The sequence below is a fragment of the Streptomyces sp. NPDC050416 genome (genome assembly GCF_044458845.1).
In the GTDB taxonomy this organism is placed as follows: domain Bacteria; phylum Actinomycetota; class Actinomycetes; order Streptomycetales; family Streptomycetaceae; genus Streptomyces.
Map to the genome: position 1 here is coordinate 404,705 of NZ_JBITII010000006.1, position 20,867 is coordinate 425,571.

General features: G+C 71.7%; 21 protein-coding genes, 1 tRNA gene and 1 pseudogene. 14 read left to right on the forward strand and 9 right to left on the reverse strand.

Features of this window, described 5'->3' with window-relative positions; genetic code table 11:
- Window positions 1-117: 117 nt before the first annotated feature.
- From ACIBL4_RS21520 to ACIBL4_RS21530, 3 genes and pseudogenes are all read left to right on the forward strand, one after another.
- A tRNA-Leu gene (locus tag ACIBL4_RS21520) sits at window positions 118-202 on the forward strand.
- 77 nt (window positions 203-279) lie between these two features.
- A pseudogene (locus ACIBL4_RS21525) lies at window positions 280-510 on the forward strand (M1 family peptidase); the annotation flags it as partial.
- 13 nt (window positions 511-523) lie between these two features.
- Window positions 524-898, forward strand: a complete 375-nt coding sequence (locus ACIBL4_RS21530) for a YchJ family protein (RefSeq protein WP_399412347.1) — start codon at window positions 524-526, stop codon at window positions 896-898.
- 10 nt (window positions 899-908) lie between these two features.
- On the opposite strand, the gene ACIBL4_RS21535 is transcribed toward ACIBL4_RS21530, so the two are convergent.
- Entirely contained in the window at window positions 909-1,610 is a 702-nt protein-coding gene (locus tag ACIBL4_RS21535) for a FadR/GntR family transcriptional regulator (protein WP_399412349.1), read from the reverse strand.
- A 138-nt stretch (window positions 1,611-1,748) separates the two neighbouring features.
- Here ACIBL4_RS21535 and ACIBL4_RS21540 point away from each other — a divergent pair, with 138 nt between their 5' ends.
- Genes ACIBL4_RS21540 through ACIBL4_RS21555 form a run of 4 tightly spaced genes read left to right on the forward strand, consistent with a single transcriptional unit; the run spans window position 1,749 to window position 5,546 of the window.
- The gene (locus ACIBL4_RS21540; protein ID WP_399412351.1) at window positions 1,749-2,267 is read left to right on the forward strand and encodes a gluconokinase; all 519 of its coding nucleotides are present in this window, start codon (window positions 1,749-1,751) and stop codon (window positions 2,265-2,267) included.
- Window positions 2,268-2,318: 51 nt separating this feature from the next.
- A complete protein-coding gene (locus ACIBL4_RS21545; protein ID WP_399412353.1) occupies window positions 2,319-3,716 on the forward strand; it encodes a GntP family permease in 1,398 nt (465 codons plus the stop codon).
- 13 nt (window positions 3,717-3,729) lie between these two features.
- The gene (locus ACIBL4_RS21550) at window positions 3,730-4,494 is read left to right on the forward strand and encodes an SDR family oxidoreductase (RefSeq protein WP_399412355.1); all 765 of its coding nucleotides are present in this window, start codon (window positions 3,730-3,732) and stop codon (window positions 4,492-4,494) included.
- 20 nt (window positions 4,495-4,514) lie between these two features.
- The gene (locus ACIBL4_RS21555) at window positions 4,515-5,546 is read left to right on the forward strand and encodes an L-idonate 5-dehydrogenase (protein ID WP_399412357.1); all 1,032 of its coding nucleotides are present in this window, start codon (window positions 4,515-4,517) and stop codon (window positions 5,544-5,546) included.
- Between the two features lie 151 nt (window positions 5,547-5,697).
- Here ACIBL4_RS21555 and ACIBL4_RS21560 read toward each other — a convergent pair whose 3' ends face one another.
- From ACIBL4_RS21560 to ACIBL4_RS21575, 4 genes are all read right to left on the reverse strand, one after another.
- A complete protein-coding gene (locus ACIBL4_RS21560) occupies window positions 5,698-6,312 on the reverse strand; it encodes a cytochrome b/b6 domain-containing protein (protein ID WP_399412359.1) in 615 nt (204 codons plus the stop codon).
- Entirely contained in the window at window positions 6,296-7,021 is a 726-nt protein-coding gene (locus ACIBL4_RS21565) for a molybdopterin-dependent oxidoreductase (RefSeq protein ID WP_399412362.1), read from the reverse strand. Before ACIBL4_RS21565 ends, ACIBL4_RS21560 begins: the two co-directional genes overlap by 17 nt.
- Before the next feature lie 111 nt (window positions 7,022-7,132).
- On the reverse strand, window positions 7,133-8,683 hold the full coding sequence (locus ACIBL4_RS21570; RefSeq protein ID WP_399412364.1) for an APC family permease: 1,551 nt from the start codon (window positions 8,681-8,683) through the stop codon (window positions 7,133-7,135).
- Between the two features lie 35 nt (window positions 8,684-8,718).
- A complete protein-coding gene (locus ACIBL4_RS21575; RefSeq protein ID WP_399412366.1) occupies window positions 8,719-9,669 on the reverse strand; it encodes a hypothetical protein in 951 nt (316 codons plus the stop codon).
- 365 nt (window positions 9,670-10,034) lie between these two features.
- On the opposite strand from ACIBL4_RS21575, the gene ACIBL4_RS21580 reads away from it, so the two are divergent.
- The 4 genes from ACIBL4_RS21580 to ACIBL4_RS21595 all read left to right on the forward strand — a co-directional run bounded on the left by ACIBL4_RS21580 (window position 10,035) and on the right by ACIBL4_RS21595 (window position 12,367).
- A complete protein-coding gene (locus ACIBL4_RS21580; protein ID WP_399412368.1) occupies window positions 10,035-10,940 on the forward strand; it encodes a DMT family transporter in 906 nt (301 codons plus the stop codon).
- 48 nt (window positions 10,941-10,988) lie between these two features.
- Entirely contained in the window at window positions 10,989-11,546 is a 558-nt protein-coding gene (locus tag ACIBL4_RS21585) for an NUDIX hydrolase (protein WP_399412602.1), read from the forward strand.
- 96 nt (window positions 11,547-11,642) lie between these two features.
- On the forward strand, window positions 11,643-12,035 hold the full coding sequence (locus ACIBL4_RS21590) for a DUF202 domain-containing protein (protein WP_356925507.1): 393 nt from the start codon (window positions 11,643-11,645) through the stop codon (window positions 12,033-12,035).
- Window positions 12,032-12,367, forward strand: coding sequence for a DUF202 domain-containing protein (locus tag ACIBL4_RS21595; RefSeq protein ID WP_399412370.1), 336 nt, complete (start codon window positions 12,032-12,034; stop codon window positions 12,365-12,367). Before ACIBL4_RS21590 ends, ACIBL4_RS21595 begins: the two co-directional genes overlap by 4 nt.
- A 78-nt stretch (window positions 12,368-12,445) precedes the next feature.
- On the opposite strand, the gene ACIBL4_RS21600 is transcribed toward ACIBL4_RS21595, so the two are convergent.
- Entirely contained in the window at window positions 12,446-13,390 is a 945-nt protein-coding gene (locus ACIBL4_RS21600; RefSeq protein ID WP_399412372.1) for an NADP-dependent oxidoreductase, read from the reverse strand.
- Between the two features lie 198 nt (window positions 13,391-13,588).
- On the opposite strand from ACIBL4_RS21600, the gene ACIBL4_RS21605 reads away from it, so the two are divergent.
- The gene (locus tag ACIBL4_RS21605) at window positions 13,589-14,611 is read left to right on the forward strand and encodes a phosphotransferase family protein (protein WP_399412374.1); all 1,023 of its coding nucleotides are present in this window, start codon (window positions 13,589-13,591) and stop codon (window positions 14,609-14,611) included.
- 5 nt (window positions 14,612-14,616) lie between these two features.
- Complete coding sequence (locus ACIBL4_RS21610; RefSeq protein WP_399412376.1) at window positions 14,617-15,831, forward strand: acyl-CoA dehydrogenase family protein; 1,215 nt, start codon at window positions 14,617-14,619, stop codon at window positions 15,829-15,831.
- Window positions 15,832-16,291: 460 nt separating this feature from the next.
- On the opposite strand, the gene ACIBL4_RS21615 is transcribed toward ACIBL4_RS21610, so the two are convergent.
- The 3 genes from ACIBL4_RS21615 to ACIBL4_RS21625 are packed head-to-tail and all read right to left on the reverse strand — an operon-like array spanning window position 16,292 to window position 19,348.
- A complete protein-coding gene (locus ACIBL4_RS21615) occupies window positions 16,292-16,885 on the reverse strand; it encodes a TetR/AcrR family transcriptional regulator (protein WP_399412379.1) in 594 nt (197 codons plus the stop codon).
- 28 nt (window positions 16,886-16,913) lie between these two features.
- Window positions 16,914-18,578 carry a class I adenylate-forming enzyme family protein gene (locus tag ACIBL4_RS21620; RefSeq protein ID WP_399412381.1) on the reverse strand — a complete coding sequence of 555 codons (1,665 nt, stop codon included), beginning with the start codon at window positions 18,576-18,578 and terminating at the stop codon, window positions 16,914-16,916.
- Window positions 18,575-19,348 (reverse strand): SDR family oxidoreductase, encoded by a 774-nt coding sequence (locus ACIBL4_RS21625; RefSeq protein WP_399412383.1) that lies wholly within the window; start codon window positions 19,346-19,348, stop codon window positions 18,575-18,577. Before ACIBL4_RS21625 ends, ACIBL4_RS21620 begins: the two co-directional genes overlap by 4 nt.
- A 174-nt stretch (window positions 19,349-19,522) precedes the next feature.
- Here ACIBL4_RS21625 and ACIBL4_RS21630 point away from each other — a divergent pair, with 174 nt between their 5' ends.
- Window positions 19,523-20,758, forward strand: coding sequence for an exo-beta-N-acetylmuramidase NamZ domain-containing protein (locus ACIBL4_RS21630; protein WP_399412385.1), 1,236 nt, complete (start codon window positions 19,523-19,525; stop codon window positions 20,756-20,758).
- Window positions 20,759-20,867: the final 109 nt, after the last annotated feature.

Sequence of the window (20,867 nt, forward strand, 5' to 3'; positions counted from 1 at the left end):
CCGTCACACGCCGTTCACGCCCGGCCGGGTGCGGGCGGGGGGGGTGATCGGCCACCCCTGAGAGCCTGGTAATGTTTACGTCGTCGCCACGGGGAGAACCCGCGCGACAGACACCTTGTCCGGGTGGCGGAATGGCAGACGCGCTAGCTTGAGGTGCTAGTGCCCTTTATCGGGCGTGGGGGTTCAAGTCCCCCCTCGGACACAGATCGAAAAGCCCCTCTCGTCGAGGGGCTTTTCGTCGTTTCCGGGGAGGAAGGCCGCCCTCCGGAGGAATGTGGGCGCGGCGGGCTCACCCTGCACGCGGTGCGGTGCGCCCTGGGCGACGACGCGTTCTTCCGCATGCTGCGCGGGTGGGCGGGCCTGCACCGGGGCGGGGCGGTGACGACGGCGGCCTTCACCTCGCACGTGGCGCGGTTCGCGGACGAGCCGCTGGACGAGTTGTTCGACGCGTGGGTGTACCGGACGGCGCTGCCACCGCTGCCCTCGTACGGGACCGGCTCGGCCGTCTAGGACAATGACCGGCATGACGACGCGTTCCTGCCCCTGCGGCCTGCCCGGGGCCTACGGCGACTGCTGCGGGCGCTACCACTCCGGGACGGCCGCCGCGCCGACCGCCGAGGCGTTGATGCGCTCGCGCTACTGCGCCTTCGTGAAGGGCGACGCCGGGTATCTGCTGCGGACCTGGCATCCGCGGACGCGGCCCGCGACGCTGGAGCTGGATCCGCGGATGCGGTGGACCGGGCTGGAGATCCTGGACACCAGTGACGGGTCGGCGTTCCACTCCGCCGGAACCGTGGAGTTCCGGGCGTCGTACCGGGGCGGCTCGCTCCACGAGCGGAGCCGGTTCGAGCGGGTCGACGGGGCCTGGGTGTACGTCCACGGGGAGTTTCTGCCCTAGCGGACACCCTTCAGGGCGCCAGGATGTCGAGTTCCTGAAGGGCGCCGACCGTGATCTCGCGGGTCAGTTCCTCCGCGCGGGCCGCGTCGCCGGAGCGGACCGCCTCGGCGACCTGGACGTGCAGGGTGACGGCGGCGGGGTCGGGGTCCTCGAACATCACGTCGTGGTGGGTGCGGCCGGCCAGGACCTCGGCGACGACATCGCCGAGGCGGGCGAACATCTCGTTGCCGGAGGCGTCCAGGATGACGCGGTGGAAGGCCATGTCGTGGACGAGGTACTCCTCCAGCTTGTGACCCCGCGAGTTGGCGACCATGCCGAGGGCGCACTGGGTGAGTTCGGCGCACTGGTCGGCGGTGGCGTGCCGGGCGGCGAGGCCCGCGGCGACCGGTTCGATCGCCGAGCGCAGCACCGTGAGGGAGCGCAGCTGGGGGGCGCGGTCCCTGCCGGCCAGGCGCCAGCGGATGACCTGCGGGTCGTAGACGTTCCACTCCGACTTCGGGCGGACGGTCACGCCCACGCGGCGGCGGGACTCGACGAGGTGCATGGACTCCAGGACGCGGACCGCCTCGCGCATCACCGAGCGTGACACGTCGAAACGCTGGGCGAGCTCGTCCGTGCGCAGGACACTGCCCGGCGGGTACTCACCCCCGGTGATCTCGGGGCCGAGGGTGTCCAGAACATGGCCGTGCAGCCCCCGGCCCGGTGTGCTCATGCACTCAGCGTACGGGGTAGATCACGGAGACAAAAAGTCAGACTTATTCATCACGAGCTCTTGAATTCGTCGTACCTAATGGGTTTCAGTTGCGTCGACATCACGTGTCGACGGAGACAGCAGATCAGTGAGGCAGCGATGAACACCCCCCACGTCGTCGTGGTCATGGGCGTCGCCGGCACCGGCAAGACCACCATCGGTCCCCTGCTCGCGGCCCGGCTCGGCGTTCCGTACGCCGAGGGCGACGACTTCCACCCGCAGGCCAACATCGCCAAGATGTCGGCCGGTACCCCGCTCACCGACGAGGACCGCCTGCCCTGGCTGGACGCCATCGGCACGTGGGCGCACAGGCGGGCCGGGCTCGGCGGGGTGGTCAGCTGCTCGGCGCTGAAGCGGTCCTACCGCGACCGGCTGCGGGCCGCCGCGCCCGGCGTGGTCTTCGTGCACCTCACGGGTGACCGCGCGCTCATCGAGGACCGGATGTCGCACCGGCAGGGGCACTTCATGCCCACGGCGCTGCTCGACTCCCAGTTCGCCACGCTCCAGCCGCTCCAGGCGGACGAGGCGGGGGTCGACGTGGACGTCTCGGGCAGCCCGGAGGAGATCACCGAGCGGGCGGCGCTCGCTCTGGAGGACCTCCCCGAGCCCGTCCAGTAGCCCTGACGGTCTCGTCCCCCTATTCCCCTCCAACGCAAGGGAACCCACCCCGTGACCAGACTCAGCGTCGAGATGCTGGCAGCGGACGCACCCGAGCCGATCACCTCGGCCGGCCACGCTCAGCTGGGCATCGCCGTCCTGGCGGGCATCGCCGTCATCGTCCTGCTCATCACCAAGTCCAAGCTGCACGCCTTCCTGGCGCTGACCATCGGGTCGCTGGCGCTCGGCGCGATCGCCGGGGCGCCGCTGGACAAGGTCCTCACCAGCTTCAGCACCGGCCTCGGCACCACGGTCGCCGGCGTGGGCGTACTGATCGCCCTCGGTGCCATCCTCGGCAAGATGCTCGCCGACTCCGGGGGTGCCGACCAGATCGTCGACACCATCCTCGCGAAGGCAGGCGGGCGGTCGATGCCGTGGGCGATGGTGCTCATCGCCTCCGTGATCGGGCTGCCGCTGTTCTTCGAGGTCGGCATCGTGCTGCTGATCCCGGTGGTGCTGATGGTCGCCAAGCGCGGCAACTACTCGCTGATGCGGATCGGCATCCCGGCGCTCGCGGGCCTGTCCGTGATGCACGGGCTGGTGCCGCCGCACCCCGGTCCGCTGGTCGCGATCGAGGCGGTCAAGGCCGACCTCGGGGTGACGCTGGCGCTCGGTGTCCTCGTCGCCATACCCACGGTGATCATCGCCGGCCCGGTGTTCTCGCGGTACGCGGCCCGCTGGGTGGACGTGCCCGCCCCGGACCGCATGATTCCGCAGCGGGCTTCGGAGGACCTGGACAAGCGGCCCGGTTTTGGGGCCACGCTGTTCACGATCCTGCTGCCGGTGATCCTCATGCTGGCCAAGGCGCTCGTCGACATCGTCATCGACGACCCGGAGAACCTGGTCCAGCGGGTCTTCGACGTCATCGGTGCCCCGATGATCGCGCTGCTCGCGTCGGTGCTGGTCGGCATCTTCACGCTGCTGCGGCCCGCCGGGTTCTCCAAGGAGCGGATCTCGCCGCTCGTGGAGAAGAGCCTCGCGCCCATCGCGGGCATCCTGCTGATCGTCGGCGCGGGCGGCGGCTTCAAGCAGACCCTGATCGACACCGGGGTGGGCCAGATGGTCCTGGACATCTCCAAGGACTGGTCGATCCCCGCGCTGCTGCTGGCCTGGCTGATCGCGGTGGTGATCCGGCTGGCGACCGGTTCGGCGACGGTGGCGACGGTCTCCGCCGCCGGGCTGGTCGCCCCGCTCGCGGCCGACATGTCGACCACGCACGCGGCCCTGCTGGTCCTCGCCATCGGCGCCGGCTCGCTGTTCTTCAGCCATGTCAACGACGCCGGGTTCTGGATGGTGAAGGAGTACTTCGGGCTGAGTGTCGGCCAGAACATCAAGACCTGGTCGGTCATGGAGACGATCATCTCGGTGGTCGCCGGCGGCATCGTCCTGCTGCTGTCCCTCGTGATCTAGGAGTGCCACGGCCATGACGGCTCACCCCCTCTTCGACATCAGCGGCCGTACGGCGCTGGTGACCGGCTCCGGCCGGGGCATCGGACTCGCCCTCGCCCATGGTCTGGCGGAGGCGGGATGCACGGTCGTCCTGAACGGACGCGACAAGGACCGGCTCGCCGAGGCCGCCGCCGGACTGCCCGGCGACCGGGTGCACACGGCGGCGTTCGACGTGACCGACGGCCCGTCGGTGGCGGACGGCATCGCGGACGTCGAGGAGCGGGTGGGCCCGCTCGACATCCTCGTCAACAACGCGGGCATGCAACTGCGCGCCCCGCTGCTGGAGTTCACCGACTCCGACTGGCACCGGATCCTGGACACCAATCTGACCAGTGCCTTCCTGGTCGGCCGGGAGGCCGCGCGCCGGATGACGGAACGCGGCCACGGCAAGATCATCAACATCTGCTCGCTGCAGAGCGAGGTGGTGCGGCCCGGGATCGCGCCGTACGCCGCCACCAAGGGCGCGCTGAAGATGCTCACCAAGGGCATGTGCGCGGACTGGGGTCCGAGCGGTGTGCAGGTCAACGGGCTCGGCCCGGGCTACATCGAGACCGAGCTGACGCGGCCGCTGGTCGACGACGAGGAGTTCAGTGCCTGGGTGCGGCGGCGCACCCCGGCCGGCCGGTGGGGCCGCACGCAGGACCTGGTGGGCGGGGTGCTGTTCCTCGCCTCCCCCGCGGCCGACTTCGTCAGCGGGCAGGTGCTGTACGTCGACGGCGGTATGACGAGCGTGCTGTGACCACCTGCCGGGAGGCTGTGATGCTGGGTTGTGTGATCCACGGTCAGGGTGACCTGCGCGTGGCGGAGTTGCCGGTGCCCGAGCCCGGGCCGGGGCAGGCGCTGGTCGCCGTGCGGTACGGCGGGGTGTGCGGGTCCGATCTGCACTACTGGCGGCACGGCGGGGTCGGGGACTTCCGGCTCCGGGAGCCGATGGTGCTCGGGCACGAGGTCGTCGGGACGGTGGTCGGGTACGGTGCCGGCGCGTCGGGGCCGGCACCGGGCAGCGCCGTCGCCGTGCATCCGGCGACCCCGTGCGGCGTGTGTCCGGAGTGCGCGGAGGGGCGGCGGAACATCTGCCGGGACACCCGGTATCTGGGCAGTGCGGCGCGCTTTCCCCATGTGCAGGGCGGATTCGCGGCGCAGGTCGTCGTGCCCTGCGAGCAGGTACGGGCCTTGCCGGACGGTCTGGCGCTGCGCCGGGCCGCGCTCGCCGAGCCGCTGTCCGTCGCGCTGCACGCGGTGCGGCGGGCCGAGGAGGTGGCCGGGCGGCATGTCCTGGTGACCGGTGCGGGGCCCATCGGGTGTCTCGTCGTCGCGGCGGCGAAGGCGGCGGGGGCTTCCCGGGTGACTGTCACGGATCTGCTGCCCGAGGCGCTGGAGTACGCGCGGGTCGCCGGTGCCGGGGCTCTCGTACGGGCCGATGATCCTGACGACCCGGGGTGGCCTTGTGACGTGGACGTCGCGGTCGAGGCGTCGGGGGTGGCTGCCGGGCTCGACACGTGTCTGCGGCGAGTGCGGCGGGGTGGGGTCGTCGTGCAGTTGGGGATGCTGCCGGCGGGGCACAGTGCGTTTGCGGGGAACCTTGTGGTGAGTCGGGAGATCGAGTTGCGGGGGGCGTTTCGGTTCGACGGGGAGTTCGATCAGGCGTTGGAGCTGCTGGCGGGGGAAGGGGCGTTCGACGGGCTCGTCAGTGCGGTGGTGCCTGTGGCTGATGCCGAGTCCGCTTTTGCCCTGGCAGCGGATCGGAGTCGGTCTTGCAAGGTGCTGTTGGATTTCGCCGTGGCGCCATAGGGATGGGTGTCGTCGGGCGGGTGCGGGTGCGATGGGGCTTGTCGCGCAGTTCCCCGCGCCCCTTGGGCCTAAGCGCCGTAGAAGGTGTGGTGATCGGGCGGCTGCGGGTGCGTCGTGGTTGTTCGCGCAGTTCCCCGCGCCCCCGCGAGACCTACTGGCGCCATAGAGGGTGCTCCCTGTCCGCCCACTCTCTGCTCACCGAGCCCGTGCGCATGCCTCTTCTGGATTCGGGGTCCGCCAGGGCCATGCCGATGTGGCCGGCCAGGACTATGCCGATCGTGAGGGCCAGCCAGTCGTGGACGAACGTCGCGCTGGTGCGCCAGAGCAGGGGGGTGAGGTGGGTGAACCACATCATCAGGCCGGTGCCGAGCATGACGAGGGTGGCGCCGGCGATCCAGGACGCGTAGAGCTTCTGGCCCGCGTTGAACTTGCCGGCCGGACGGGACGCGGGGCTCTTGTCGCGGTGCAGGGCGGCGCGCAGCCAGGTCCGGTCGTGCGGGCCGAAGCGGTTGAGGCGGCCCAGGTCGGCGCGGAAGGCGCGGGAGGTGAGGCCCGCCAGGACCGGGACGGGCAGGGCGAGGCCGGCCCACTCGTGGATGCGGACGACCAGTTCGCGGCGGCCGACGAGTTCGGCGAGCTGGGGGACGTAGAGGCAGGCCGCCGTCAGGACGCAGACGCCCATGAGCGCGGCCGTCGTGCGGTGCACCCAGCGCTCGGTCCGGCTGAAGCGCCTGACACCGGCCGGGGCTTCAGCTCGTAGGCTCATCGTCGCGTCCGTTCGAGCGGCCCACCCAGGCGTCGACGTCGTAGCCGCGCTCCTCCCAGTAGCCCGGCCGGACCTCGTCGGTGACGGTGATGCCGGAGAGCCACTTGGCGGACTTGTAGAAGTACATGGGCGCCACGTAGAGGCGGACCGGGCCGCCGTGGGAGTGGCCGAGGTCCTTGTCCTGCATGCGCAGGGCGACCAGGACGTCCGCGCGGCGGGCCTGGTCGAGGGTGAGGCTCTCGGTGTAGGTGCCGTCGAAGCAGGTGAAGCGGATGGCCTTCGCGGTGGGGCGGACCTTGGCGGCGTCGAGGAGGCGGGAGAGGCGTACGCCCTCGAAGGGGGTGTCGGGGACGCGCCAGCCGGTGACGCACTGGACGTCGCGGACCATGCGGGTCTGGGGCAGGGCCTTGAGGTCGGCCAGGGTGTAGGTGGTGGGGCGGTCGACCAGGCCGTCGATCGTGAGGCGGTAGCTGTCGGCGTTCTTGCGGGGAACGGACGAGGCGACCGAGTAGTAGCGGAAGCCGCCGCCGTTCGGGAGCAGTCCGGTCAGGCCGGTGGGGTCCTTGTCGGCGGCGCCGCCGAGGAAGTCCTCCAGGCCGCGTTGCAGCCGGGGTGCGGCGACCACGCCGAGGGCGCCCAGGCCGAGGGTGCCGAGGAAGACGCGGCGGCCGACCGGGGTGCCCCGCTGTGGGGGGCGTTCGTCGTTCATGCCCTCATGTACGTCCTCGTTCACGTTCTCATTCGAACACCCGCGGCCCCTGTACGACAGGGATCGCGGGTGCTCGTCAGAGTTCCGTAACCACTTCTTACGCGGCCGGGGTCAGGACGACGCCGCCTTGTCCAGCTGGAACGCCTCGTTGCCGAGCCCTATCCGGGCGTGCTTCTCGGGGGCGCGGGCGCGCAGCACCAGGCCCAGGACCAGGCCGGCGACCAGGGCGAGGCCGATGATGCCGGGCAGCACCCAGCTCAGCGAGGAGTCCGGGCCGGCGCCGACGAGGACCTCGAAGTCCTTCACCGTGTAGCCGGCGATCACCAGCAGGGCGAGGCCCGCCAGCGCGGAGGTGACCAGCCGCCAGGCCTGGGCGCCCGCGGCACCCCGGCGGACGAAGAAGACGACGACGGACAGGGAGGCCGCCGCCATCAGCACGATCACACCGAGGGCGCCGATGTTGCCGAACCAGGTGAACAGCTGCAGGACGGGCGCGGTCGGGTCGCCGGCCGGCTTGTCGTCGGCGATCGCGAAGCCGACCACGACGACGACCGCCACGACGGTCTGGAGCAGCGAGCCGGTGCCGGGGGCGCCGCTGGTGCCGCTGGTGCGGCCGAAGGCGGCGGGCAGCAGGCCCTCGCGGCCCATGGCGAAGGCGTACCGGGCGACGACGTTGTGGAAGCTGAGCAGCGCGGCGAACATGCCGGTGACGAACAGGACGTGCAGGACGTCGGTGAAGGTGCCGCCGAGGCGGGACTCGGTGAGGAAGAACAGCAGTCCGGCGCTCTGCTTCTGGGCCGTGCCGACGATCGCGGCGGGGCCGGTGGCGACGGTGAGGGCCCAGCTGCTCAGCGCGAAGAAGACGGCGACCCCGCCGACGGCGAGGAACATCACGCGCGGCACGAGGACGTGCGGGCGGCTGGTCTCCTCGGCGTACACGGGCGCCTGCTCGAAGCCGAGGAACGCGGCGATGCAGAAGCACAGCGCGGTGCCCACGCCCGCGCCGGTGAGGGTGTCCGGGTTGAAGGCGTGCAGCGAGAGGCCTTCCTTGCCGGGGTCGGCGAGGGCGGCGACGTCGAAGATCACGACGAGGAGCACCTCGATGACGAGCAGCACGCCGAGCACGCGCGCGTTGACGTCGATCTTCAGCCAGCCCAGCAGGCCGACGGCGAGCGCGGCCACCAGGGCCGGTATCCACCAGGCGATCTCCACGTCGGCGTAGGTGGCGAGGAGCCCGGAGACCTCGAAGCCGAAGATGCCGTAGATGCCGATCTGGAGCGCGTTGTAGGCGACGAGGGCGACCAGGGCGGCGCCCGCGCCGGCGGTGCCGCCGAGGCCGCGGGATATGTACGCGTAGAAGGCGCCCGCGTTGTGGACGTGGCGGCTCATCTCGGCGTACCCGATGCTGAACAGGATCAGGACGACGCCGAGGACGACGAAGAGCAGCGGCTGGCCGACGATGCCCATCACCGCGAATGTGGTGGGCATGACACCCGCGACCACCATGAGCGGGGCGGTCGCGGCGAGGACGGAGAGCAGCAGTCCCCCGGTGCCGAGCCGGTCGGCGCGCAGGGCGCGCTCCTGCCCCTTGAACGTACTGATGCCGCCGGCTGCGGATGTGCTCGTACTCGCATTCGTGCTCGAACTACTGTCCGTGGTCATCGGGAGAGCGTCCTCACTTTGGGTTTCCGGGGGTGTCAGGCCGTGCCGAGCGCGCCGGCGCGGGCGGCGGCGAAGGCGGTGTGCGGGTCGCGGTCCGGGTACGACCAGGGCGCCGGGGTTGCGTACCGGCCGATCCGGTGGAACAGGGCGGCGGCCTCGGCGCCGCGGCCCTCGCAGTACTTGGCGTGGGCGAGGAAGTTCAGGTCGATCAGCCGGCGCGGATGCCCCTCCAGCTCCCACTCCAGCCACCAGTCGAAGGCGGCCTTCATGACCTGCCGGGCGCGGCGGCCGGTCCAGTGGCCCGAGGCGGCCGGGTCGGCGGGCTGGTGCCCGGCGGCGGCGAGGACGCGGTAGCGCTCGGCGTGCGCGATGACCGGCAGGATCGCGAGCGGGGAGTCGGCGGGTGCCTGTTCGGCGGCCCAGTTGGCGAAGTCGTAGACCTCGTGCAGCGGGTCGTCGCCGGCCTCCGCGCGGCGTCCGGCGAGCCGGGCGACCATCAGGTGGTGGGCGTGGTGGTGGTCGGCGTACCGGGCGCGGACCTGCTCGAAGGTCCGGACCACGTCCTGATCGGTGCCGACCGCGCACTCCAGCAGGAGCAGGCCGAGCCAGGGGGTGGGGTCGGCGGGGGCGCGGGCGGCGGCGGTCGCGCAGGCCTCACGGGCGCGGACCGGCTTGCCCTTGCCGTGCAGGGCGCGCCGGACCTGGGCGACGGCGAGCAGGACGGAGGCGTCGGCGGACTCGGGTTCGGCGAGCAGCCACTCGCGGGCCCACGCGGCGCAGTAGGACTCCCGGGCGAGGACGGTGACGCGGTGGCCGCGCCGGTCCCAGTCGTCTCCGGTGTGCACCAGCAGGGAGCGGGCGTTCTGCCAGCGGCCCTGCGCCAGCGCGGAGCGCGCGGTCACGAGGTCGGCGTCGTCGAGGGCCTCGTCGAAGGCCTGCGACGCACGTCTGCGGCCACGGCCGAGGGGAGGCGGGGGTGGGGGCACCGCGGAACTTCCTCACGCGCTCTTCTTGTGTTTCGGCTCACGGGGTCGATGGAGCGCGTGTGTGCGCTTCGCCATGAGCTGATCACGGACAGCCAACCCCCAGCCAACGGTTGACGTCAAGGGCCGCAAGGGCGTTACACGCGTCAGCTCATGCCACTTGTGAGGATTTTGTGACCAGCGGGACTCCAGAGGGAGGCGAGGCGGGCATCCGATTTATCCGTTTCGCCCTTTGTGGCGTGCGTCATAGTGCTGGGCGGTCACCACCGCGCACCATGGCATGACGTACGGGCGCGCCGGGCGGAGCCGGCCGGTACAGTCGGCCCCTACGCCATCGTGAACCCGACCTGATGATCGAGGTACACCGCGTGTCGCTTCTGGTACTGGTGCTCGCCGTGAGCGCCGCTTGCTGTCTGGGCTTCGGATTCGTGCTCCAGCAGAACGCGGCCCAGCGCGCCCCGCTCAACGACTTCCTGTCCTTCCGGCTGCTGATCGACCTGGTGAAGGTGCCGCGCTGGCTCGGCGGCATCGGACTGATGGTGGTCGGCATGGCGCTGGGCGCGGCCGCGCTGGGGCAGGGCGAGCTGTCGCTCGTGGAGCCGCTGCTGGCGACGAACCTGCTGTTCGCCCTCGCGCTGTCCCGCCGGCAGACCCGGCAGCCGCTCGGCCGCCAGGGCTGGGCGGGCCTGCTGCTGCTGGCGGGCGGGGTGAGCGCGTTCATCGTGGCGGGCGAGCCACAGGGCGGCGCCGCCACGGCCGATCCCACCCGGCAGTGGCTGATCATCGGGGCCATGATCGGGCTGGCCCTGCTGCTCACCGCGCACGCGAAGCGCTCCCGGCTGAGCTCCGGGCCGGTGCTGCTGGCCCTGGGCGCCGGGCTCCTCTACGGCGTGCAGGACGCGCTCACGCGGGTGAGCGGAGAGAAGTTCTCCGAGGGCGGCTTCACCGAGCTGCTGACCGGCTGGCAGCCGTACGCCGTGCTCGCGCTGGGCGTCACGGGGCTGGTCCTCGTGCAGAGCGCCTTCGAGACCGCGTCCCTGCGCAAGTCGCTGCCGGCCCTGACCGCGGCCCAGCCGATCGCCGGCATCATCTGCGGCGTCGGCTTCCTGGGTGACCGGCTGCGGACCGACACCGTCGCCCTGAGCTGGGAGGCGGGCGGTCTGCTGGCCGTGGTGGCCGGCATCGTGCTGCTGGGTCTGCATCCGGCCATGCCGACGGGGGCGCCGGAGCGGGCCCGGGCGGGGCGGCCTCAGCCGCAGCCGCAGGCGCAGTGAGGCCTCACGCCCTGCTTGGATGAGGACATGAGCGCTGCGGACGAGAGCATGGGCCCGGCTGGCGAGGGCGTGGGCCCGGCTGGCGAGGGCGTGGGCCCGGCTGGCGAGATCCTCGACATCGTCGACGAGAACGACCGGGTCATCGGGCAGTCGCCCCGGGGCGAGGTCTACGCCCGGGGGCTGCGGCACCGCTGTGTGTTCATCCAAGCCCGGGACGCCGAGGGCCGGATCTTCGTGCACCGGCGGACGCCGACCAAACTGGTCTTCCCCTCCCTGTACGACATGTTCGTCGGCGGCGTGGTCGGCGCGGGCGAGTCCTACGACACGGCGGCCCTGCGCGAGGCCGAGGAGGAACTGGGCGTGACGGGTCTGCCGCGCCCCCGGTACCTGTTCAAGTTCCTTTACGACAACGGGGCCGGGCAGACCTGGTGGTCGGCGGTGTACGAGGTCCGGTGCGACCTTCCGGTCCAGCCGCAGGCCGAGGAGGTGGCCTGGCACGACTTCCTGCCCGAGGAGGAGGTGCGGCGGCGGCTGGGCGACTGGGAGTGGGTGCCGGACGGGCTGGCGGCGTACGAGCGGCTCGTGGCGTTCCGGTCGACGGACTGAGGGCTGAGGAGGCCGCGGCGAGGCGGGGGCCGGGGGCGGAGCACCGGGCGACCACCGGGAGCGCCCCGTGGCGACGCCCCCGGTAGGGTCGCGCACGTGATCGAGTTCGTACGGAACGTCCGTTTGTGGTTCGCGCCGGCGGAGGTGCGGCGGGACGGCGAGACGCCGGACTACCGGTTCTCGCTGGCGAACGAACGCACCTTCCTGGCCTGGCTGCGCACCGCCATGGCGCTGATCGGCGGCGGGTTCGCCGTGGACCAGTTCCTGCCGGACCTGCGCTGGGGCTGGCGGGTGGGGCTGGCGCTCGCGCTGCTCGGTGCGGGTGTGCTGTGCGCGCTGCGCGCGGTCAACCACTGGGTCCGCTGCGAGCGGGCCATGCGCCGGGGCGAGGACCTGCCGGTGTCCCGGTTCCCGGCGGTGCTGAGCCTCGTCGTCGCGATCGTGGCCCTCGCCATGGTCGTCGTGGTGCTGGTGGGGTGGGAGGGGTGAACGCACCGGCGGCCCGACGGCAGGACCCCGACCGCGACCCCGGACTGCAACCCGAGCGGACCCGGCTCGCGTGGCGGCGCACGACACTGTCGGGCACGGCCGCCGCCGTGCTCGCCGTGAAGACCGCGCTGCAGGGCGGGCCCTCTGCGCCCAGGATCATCGCCTGCGCACTGTGCTGCGTCCTGTGGCTGGGCTTCCTGACCATCGCCCACCGCCGCATCCGCACGCTCGCGGCCACGCCCAGCCCCGAGGCCTTCGCCCCACGCCACGCCACGGCCGCGGCGCTGTGCACGCTCGCGATGGCGGTGTGCGGGGCGGGGCTCGTCCTCTAGGGCGCGGCGCGTTGCGGGCGCCGGGCGTGCCCCCGCCCCGCGGCGCCGCGCGTCGGGCGTCAGGGCGTGGGCCTGCGGCTACGTGTCCTCCGGCTCCCAGTCCACCGTCACGACGATCTTGCCGCGCGTGCGGCCCTCCTCGTTGAGCCGGTGTGCGTCCGCCGCTCGCTCCAGTGGGAACGTCTCGGAGATGTGCACGCTCACCACGCCCTGTTCCGCCAGTTCGGACAGCCGCCGGAGGTCCTCGGCGTCGGGGCGGACGAAGTAGTAGCGGCCGCCGTAGTTCACGACGTCGTTGTCGGCGATGGACACCAGGCGGCCCTCGGGGGCCAGCAGGTTCGCCGAGACCTTCAGCGCGTCCGCGCCGACCGTGTCGAACACCGCGTCCACCCCCTCGGGCGCCAGCCCGCGCACGCGCTCGCCCAGGCCCTCGCCGTACGTCACCGGCTCCCCGCCGAGGCCGCGCACGAAGTCGTGGTTGGGCTCGCTCGCCGTGCCGATCACTCGGGCGCCGAGGTGGGCGGCGAGCTGGACGGCGATCGAGCCGACCCCGCCGGCCGCGGCGTGCACCAGCACCGTCTCGCCTCGCTTCACCTGGAGCACCTTGAGAAGCACCTGGTAGGCGGTGAGCCCGACCAGCGGCAGCCCGGCCGCCTCCTCGAAGGAGAGGTTGCGCGGCTTGGGCGCGAGGGTGCGCAGGGGCGCGGCCACGTACTCGGCGAAGGTGCCGCGGGAGAGGAAGTCCTCGCGCACGTACCCGATGACCTCGTCCCCGACGTCGAACTCCGAGACCGCCACCCCGGGCCGTACGACGACCCCCGAGACGTCCCAGCCGGGCACCACCGGGAACGCGGCTTCGAAGAGCCCGTCGAGGTAGCCCTCGCGGGCCTTCCAGTCGACGGGGTTCACGGACGCCGCCCGCACCTTCACCAGCACCGAGTCCGGGCCGACCTTGGGATCGCGGACCTCCCCGAACGCCAGCACCTCGGGCCCGCCGTACCGTGAGTAGCTGATCGCCTTCATGGGTCCGACCCTCCAAGCTCGCCGCGCGGCACGCAAGCCGGATGGCCTGAACGAAGCGGCCTAAACCTTCCCGGCGCCCCATGGCGGGAGTCGTCGGCCTATCGTGGCTCCGATCACGTTTCGGCCCCGCTCTGGACGACATACCGACCGGTCGGCATCATGAGTCGGGAACTGTTCATCTGCCCGTAGGAGCGACGCATGAGCCCCGACCACCCGCCCGGACTCGACCTGGACCGGCTGCGCGGCCTGCTCGACCGCGAGCGGCCCGGCCTGGTGAGCGGCGCACTGTCCGGCCGGCTGATCGAGGGCGGACGGTCGAACCTCACCTACGCCGTCTCCGACGGCACCTCCCGGTGGGTCGTACGACGGCCCCCGCTCGGCCATGTCCTGGCCACCGCGCACGACATGAAGCGCGAGCACCGGGTGATCAGCGCGCTGCACCCGACCGCCGTGCCGGTTCCGCGGCCGGTGCTGCTGTGCGAGGACGAGGAGGTGCTCGGCGCGCCGTTCTACGTCATGGAATTCGTCGAGGGCACCCCGTACCGCACCGCCGAACAGCTCGCCCCGCTCGGTCCAGAGCGCACCCGGGGCGCGGTGCTGAACCTGGTGGACGCGCTGGTGGAGCTGCACGCCGTGGAGCCGGGCGAGGTGGGGCTGGCGGACTTCGGCCGGCCCGAGGGCTTCCTGGACCGGCAGCTGCGGCGCTGGGGCAAGCAGCTGGACGCCTCCCGCAACCGCGAGCTGGCCGGGATCGACGAGCTGCACGCGACGCTCGGCAGGCGGCTGCCCTCCTCCCCCGCCCCGACCGTGGTGCACGGCGACTACCGGCTGGACAACGTCCTGATCGGCGAGGACGACCGCATCAAGGCGATCCTCGACTGGGAGATGTCCACCCTGGGCGACCCGCTCACCGACCTGGGCCTGCTGGCGATGTACAGCCTGCCGCTCGAGGCCCCCGACTCCCCCGTCTCCACGACGGCGGAGGCGCCGGGGCACCCGGACCCGGCCGAGCTGATCGAGCGGTACGCCGCCCGCTCGGGGCGCGACGTCTCCGCGGTCTCCTGGTACACGGCGTTCGCCTGGTTCAAGCTCGCCGTGATCCTGGAGGGCATCCACTACCGCTACACCCTGGGCCAGACGGTCGGACGCGGCTTCGACCGCATCGGCGACCTGGTCCCGGTCTTCATCGAGCACGGTCTCACCACCCTTCAGGAAGGCTGACGGACATGGACTTCGCGTTCGACGCGCGCACCGAGGAGCTGCGCGGCAAGCTGCTGGCCTTCATGGACGAGTACGTCTATCCGGCCGAGGCCGTCGCGGAGGAGCAGCGGGCCCGGCTTGCGTCGCCGTGGGAGACCCCGGCGGTGGTCGAGGAGCTGAAGGCCGAGGCGCGCAGGCAGGGCCTGTGGAACCTCTTCCTGCCGGACTCCGAGTACGGCGCCGGGCTGACCAACCTCCAGTACGCGCCGCTCGCCGAGATCATGGGGCGCTCCCCGCAGCTCGCCCCGACGGTGACGAACTGCGCGGCACCGGACACGGGCAACATGGAGGTGCTCACCCAGTTCGGGGACGAGCAGCAGCGCAAGCAGTGGCTGGAGCCGCTGCTCGCGGGCGAGATCCGCTCGGCGTTCGCGATGACCGAGCCGGAGGTGGCCTCCTCGGACGCCACCAACATCACCACGCACATCGAGCGGGACGGCGACGAGTACGTGGTCACCGGCCGCAAGTGGTACATCTCCGGGGCGATGCACCCGGACTGCAAGATCTTCATCGTGATGGGCAAGACGGATCCGGAGGGTTCGGACATCCGCCGTCAGCAGTCGATGATCCTGGTTCCTCGTGACACACCGGGCGTGACGATCTCGCGCGCGATGCAGGTCTTCGGCTACGAGGACCACTCCCACGGCGGCCATGCCGAGGTGATCTTCGATCACGCGCGCGTGCCGGCGTCCAACCTCATCGGCGAGGAGGGTGGCGGCTTCGCCATCGCACAGGCCCGGCTCGGTCCCGGCCGGATCCACCACTGCATGCGGCTGATCGGGATGGCGGAGCGGGCGATCGAGCTGATGTGCCGGCGGGCGGTGTCCCGGACGGCGTTCGGGAAGGCGCTGGCGCAGCAGGGTGTGGTGCACAACTGGATCGCGGACGCGCGGGTGACCGTGGAGCAGTTGCGGCTGCTGGTGCTGAAGACGGCGTGGCTGATGGACACGGTGGGGAACAGGGGGGCGCACACCGAGATCCAGTCGATCAAGATCGCTACGCCTCGGGCGGTGGTGGACATTCTCGACCGGGCGATTCAGTTGCACGGGGCGGGGGGTGTGAGTCAGGACTTCCCGTTGGCGGAGCTGTACGCGGGGGCGCGGACGCTGATGATCGCGGACGGGCCGGACGAGGTGCATCAGCGGTCGCTCGCGCGGCGGGAGTTGAAGCGGTACGTGTGACGCGGTGGGCGGCGGGGGGTTTCTCGCCCCCGCCGCCCCTACCCGTCCCATCCCCAGGGGCTCCGCCCCTTCGACCCCGCCAGGGGGCTCCGCCCCCTGGACCCCCGATCGGCCTGAACGGCCTCGTCCTCAAACGCCGGACGGGCTGGGGGAGTGCCTCAGCCCGGCGCTTCAAGCCCGGCCGGACGGTCACCTCGCCGGCCCAGCCCACAAACGCCGGACGGGCTGAGGGAAGCCACTCAGCCCGGCGTTTCGAGCCCGGCCGGACGCCGGTTCGCCGGGCGGCCCGGGTGTGGCTCCGCTTGGCGTTTCGAGCTCGGCCTCGCGGCCCGCCGGCCGATCCGTGGGACGGGCTGGGTGTGGCTCGGCCCGGGGTTCGAGCCGGGCCTCCTGGTCGGCCGATTCGGGTGGTGGGTGGGCACAGGCCGGGGGTCCAGGGGGCGGAGCCCCCTGGGTGCGGTTACGGGCGCAGGGCTCGGAGCAGCAGGTCCGCCAGGTGGTCGGCTACCTGCTGGGGGCTCATCGAACCCTCGGGGCGGTACCACGTCGACAGGTGGTGGACCGACCCGAAGTGGTAGTCGACGACCAGGTCCGCCGGCGTCGCCTTGGAGAAGACGCCCGCCTCCTGGCCCTCCTCCACCAGCGCCCGGAAGCGCTCGTGGTAGCGGCGGCGCTCGGCGCGGACCTGCTTGTTCTTCTCGGGGCTCAGATGGTGCATGGACCGCCAGAAGATCATCGCGTCGTCGAGGTTGTCGATCGTCGTCACCACGACGTCCGCGGCCGCCGCCCGCAGCCGCTTCTCGACCGGCTCGTCGGCGCCCGCGACGGCGTCCAGTCTCTCCTGCTGGATGCGCAGCACGCGCGCGTACACCTCGTGCAGAAGGTCGTCCTTGGAGCCGAAGTAGTGGTACAGCGCCCCCTTGGTGACCCCGGCCGCCTCGACGATCTCCTGCACCGAGGTGCGGTCGTAGCCCTGCTCCGCGAAGAGCCGGGTGGCGGCGGCCAGGAGCCGCTGAGGTACGGGGGTGCCGTCCGAGTCCGTCGTCCTGGGCACTGCCGCCACCTGCCTTTCCGTCCTGCTGTCAGTTGCCTTGCGTCCGGGAACGAAGCTCCCGACGGAGGATCTTCCCACTGGCCGTCTTCGGCAAGTCCGGCAGGATCTCCACCTGGCGCGGGTATTTGTAGGCGGCCAGTCTCTCCTTGCAGTAGACGGCGAGTGCATCCGGGTCCGTATCGGCGTCCGGGCGCAGGCTGATGTACGCCTTGACGGTCTCCCCGCGATACCCGTCCGGCACGCCCACGACGGCGGCCTCGCGCACCGCCGGGTGTGTGTAGAGCACGTCCTCGACCTCGCGCGGCCACACCTTGAAGCCGGACGCGTTGATCATGTCCTTCTTGCGGTCGACGACGTACAGCCAGCCCTGCTCGTCCATGAAGCCGATGTCACCGGTGCGCAGTTCGCCGCCGGGGAACGTCTCGGCCGTGGCGTCGGGGCGCCGCCAGTAGCCGGGCACGACCTGCGGCCCCCGCACGACGATCTCGCCCTGTTCGCCGAACGGCACCTCGTCGCCGTTGTCGTCGACGATCCGTACGACCGTGTCGGGGCCGGGCACGCCGACCGCGAGGGTCCCGGAGACCGGGTCGACGGGCGCCTCCAGACCGGGCGGCACGGAGGCGCAGGGCGCGGTGCACTCGGTCAGTCCGTAGCCGTTGCGAATGTACGGTCCGAAACCCGCCCGGAACTTCTCCACAAGCGCGGGCGGCAGGGGGGCGCCGCCGGAGGAGATCACCCGGAAGGAGGAGAAGTGGTCGCGGGTGACGGACGGATGGGCGGCCAGCGCCATGAACGCCGTGGACGGGCCGACGGTGTAGTGCGGGCGGTGCTCGGCGAACGCGTCGAGGACCACTCCCGCCTCGAAGCGGTAGGCCAGCACGAGCGTGCCCGCACTGCTCAGGCAGGCACCGAACTGGCAGACCATGCCGGTGATGTGGAACAGCGGCGCCAGCGCGAAGTAGACGGGCTGCTCGGGCAGCCCCAGGCCGGTCCGCTGCCGCTCGGCGTTGTACATGATGTTGCCGTGCGTGTTGGTGGCACCCTTGGGCGTGCCGCTGGTGCCGGAGGTGTAGCTGATCAGCGCGATGTCGGCAGGGTCGGGATCCCGGTCCCCTGGCGCCTTGTGCCCGGCCCGCGCCACGGTCACCAGGTCGTCGGCGTCCGGGGCCTGCGGCAGCCGCTCGAAGGTCAGCACGCGCGCGTCGCCACGCGTCTGGAAGTCCAGCTCGCAGCCGGTGAGCACGATCCGCACGGGCGAGTCCGCCGCGGTCTCACGCAGATACGACTCCCACGCCCGGTCCGCGCAGATCAGCGCGGCGACCTCGCCGTCGCGCAGGACGTGGGCCACCTCTCCCGACTTGTACATCGGGTTGACGGGCACGACGACCGCGCCCGCCTTCCAGGCGCCCAGCACGGCGAGCACGAAGTGCGGGGAGTTCTGGAGCAGTACCGCGGCCCGGTCTCCGCGCTGCAGTCCGCGCGCCGCGAGATGCCCGGCGACGGAGTCGCTGAGCTCGTCGACCTCCCGGTAGGTCAGGCGGCCGTCGAAGTAGGCCAGGAAGTCGCCGTCCGGCGTCTCGGCCACGGCCCGGCGCAGGGCGTGCACGAGGGAGTCGGCCGGGCTGATCGCGCCCTTCTGGGCGTCGTTCAGCAGGTCCAGCCAGGGTTGGGCCGCGTAACGGGACTCGGTCACCGGTTCTCCTCCCACTGCTGCTGGATGCGGTTCATGCCCGTCAGCCAGCGGTCGGGGTCACCGGCCCGGGCCTGGGAGTACGCGGCGACCTCGGGGTGCGGCAGGATCAGGAAACGGTCCTCCTCGATGCCCTTCAGCAGGGCGTCCGCCACGGCCTCCGGCTCGATCGCGGTCGGCTGGAGCACCAGGTCGCCCGCGCTGCCGGTGGCGGCCAGCATGTCGGTGCGCACGCCCTGCGGGCAGATGGCGTGGACCTTCACACCCCGGTGCCGGTACGTCAGCGACAGCCACTCGGCGAAGGCGAGGGCGCCGTGCTTGGTGACGGCGTAGGGGGCGGCGCCGATCATGGTGAGCAGCCCGGCGGCGGAGACGGTGGAGACGAACCGGCCGCTTCCCCGCTCCAGCCAGGCGGGCAGCAGCTCGTGAGCGGCCCGGACGTGCGCCATGACGTTCACGTCCCAGGAGGTCGCCCAGGCCTTTTCGTCCAGTGCCTGACCGGCATCGATGCCGTCGAAGGCGACACCGGCGTTGGCGCAGTACACGTCGACGGTCCCGTCGAGCGCGTCCCTGGCCTCGCCGACGATCGCCGAGGCGTCACCGGGCACGGCGACACCCCCGACCTCGTCCGCGACATGCTTGGCCCGCTCGGCGTCCAGATCGTTGACGACGACCCGGGCCCCCTCGGCGGCGAAACGCCGGGCCAGTGCGGCTCCGATACCGCCCCCGGCCCCCGTGACAACGACTCCGGCCCCTTGAAAGGCTCCCACCATCGGTCTCCTCAGACGCGGCTCCAGCAATGCCATCAGACTAACCGGTCGGTATGTACCAGGGAAGGGGGTGGGGCAGCACCCTAGGGGCGCGGGGCTGTACCGATGTGCGGCTCCGCCGCGTGGGCGCGACCAGCCACCACGAAAGCGGCACACAACGGATCACGGAGGCCACCCATGCACCTGTCCAGACGAGGCCTGTTGGCCACAGCCACGGCAGCTGTGTCACTGCCCGCGACAACCGCGGCAACAGCCCAACGCCCCAGACAACTCCGCACCGGCTTCGAACGACTCGCCCACGACGGCTACGCCCTGCTCGACGGCCACAAGATCGGCATCGTCACCAACCCCACCGGCATCACCCGCGACGTCCGCCACATCGTCGACGTCATGCACGCCGACACCCGAGTGGACTTAAGGGCCGTCTTCGGCCCTGAACACGGCTTCCGTGGCACCGCGCAGGCCGGCGGCTCCGAGGGCCGCTACGACGACCCGGCGACCGGACTGCCCGTCTACGACACGTACCTCAAGAGCGGACGGCCGCTCGCCGACATCTTCACCGCGTCCGGCGTGGACACGGTCGTGTTCGACATCCAGGACGCCGGCGCCCGCTTCTACACGTACATCTGGACCCTGTACGACTGCATGGAGGCCGCCCAGCTCGCCGGCAAGCGTTTCGTGGTCCTGGACCGGCCCAATCCGGTGACCGGGCGGGCGGCCCTCGGGCCCGTCCTGCACAAGGAGTTCGCCACCTTCGTCGGACGGCAGCCCATCTCCCAGGCGCACGGCATGACCGTCGCCGAACTGGCGCGGCTGTTCAACGGGGAGTTCCTGACCGAGCCCGTACCGCTGGAGACCGTCACGATGTCGGGCTGGAAGCGCTCGGACTTCTACGACGCCTCGGGGCTGCCCTGGGTGCCGCCCAGCCCGAACATGCCGACGCCGGAGACGGCCCTGGTCTACTCGGGGACCTGCCTGTTCGAGGGCACGAACCTGTCGGAGGGGCGCGGCACCACCCGGCCGTTCGAACTGCTCGGCGCCGAGGGCATCGACCGGCGCTGGGCCGCCGCCGCGAACGAACTCGCCCTGCCCGGCGTGCACTTCAGGGAGGCGTACTTCGCGCCCACCTTCTCCAAGTTCCAGGGCAGGACGATCGGCGGCGTGCAGGTCCATGTGCACGACCGGGACGTCTTCGATCCCGTACGGACGGGTATCGCCCTGCTCGTGACCGCCCGGAAGGTGTGGGACGGGTTCGCCTGGCGGCCCGACCACTGGATCGACAAACTCACCGGCTCCGCGCGCGTGCGCACGATGATCGACGCGGGCGCGGACACCGACGCGGTCGTGGCGGGGTGGCAGGAGGAGCTGGCGGCGTTCCGGAGGACGCGGCGGAAGTACCTCCTCTACCGCTGAGCGCGGCAGCGCGACAACGCGGCGCCCAATGCGCCCGTGACGTATGGCCAAGCTCCCCCGTTGGCAGGACGATGCGCCACATCGCGGCGCAACCCGGGGGAACAGGGGG

What these genes read in the sequence shown, in the direction of transcription:
- ACIBL4_RS21560 (WP_399412359.1), bottom strand. Translation starts at nt 6,312, where the DNA reads ATGAGCCTACGAGCTGAAGCCCCGGCCGGTGTCAGGCGCTTCAGCCGG.
- ACIBL4_RS21535 (WP_399412349.1), bottom strand. Translation starts at nt 1,610, where the DNA reads ATGAGCACACCGGGCCGGGGGCTGCACGGCCATGTTCTGGACACCCTC.
- ACIBL4_RS21625 (WP_399412383.1), bottom strand. Translation starts at nt 19,348, where the DNA reads ATGGTGGGAGCCTTTCAAGGGGCCGGAGTCGTTGTCACGGGGGCCGGG.
- ACIBL4_RS21630 (WP_399412385.1), top strand. Translation starts at nt 19,523, where the DNA reads ATGCACCTGTCCAGACGAGGCCTGTTGGCCACAGCCACGGCAGCTGTG.
- ACIBL4_RS21600 (WP_399412372.1), bottom strand. Translation starts at nt 13,390, where the DNA reads ATGAAGGCGATCAGCTACTCACGGTACGGCGGGCCCGAGGTGCTGGCG.
- ACIBL4_RS21605 (WP_399412374.1), top strand. Translation starts at nt 13,589, where the DNA reads ATGAGCCCCGACCACCCGCCCGGACTCGACCTGGACCGGCTGCGCGGC.
- ACIBL4_RS21570 (WP_399412364.1), bottom strand. Translation starts at nt 8,683, where the DNA reads ATGACCACGGACAGTAGTTCGAGCACGAATGCGAGTACGAGCACATCC.
- ACIBL4_RS21555 (WP_399412357.1), top strand. Translation starts at nt 4,515, where the DNA reads ATGCTGGGTTGTGTGATCCACGGTCAGGGTGACCTGCGCGTGGCGGAG.
- ACIBL4_RS21565 (WP_399412362.1), bottom strand. Translation starts at nt 7,021, where the DNA reads ATGAACGACGAACGCCCCCCACAGCGGGGCACCCCGGTCGGCCGCCGC.
- ACIBL4_RS21610 (WP_399412376.1), top strand. Translation starts at nt 14,617, where the DNA reads ATGGACTTCGCGTTCGACGCGCGCACCGAGGAGCTGCGCGGCAAGCTG.
- ACIBL4_RS21540 (WP_399412351.1), top strand. Translation starts at nt 1,749, where the DNA reads ATGAACACCCCCCACGTCGTCGTGGTCATGGGCGTCGCCGGCACCGGC.
- ACIBL4_RS21585 (WP_399412602.1), top strand. Translation starts at nt 10,989, where the DNA reads ATGGGCCCGGCTGGCGAGGGCGTGGGCCCGGCTGGCGAGGGCGTGGGC.
- ACIBL4_RS21530 (WP_399412347.1), top strand. Translation starts at nt 524, where the DNA reads ATGACGACGCGTTCCTGCCCCTGCGGCCTGCCCGGGGCCTACGGCGAC.
- ACIBL4_RS21550 (WP_399412355.1), top strand. Translation starts at nt 3,730, where the DNA reads ATGACGGCTCACCCCCTCTTCGACATCAGCGGCCGTACGGCGCTGGTG.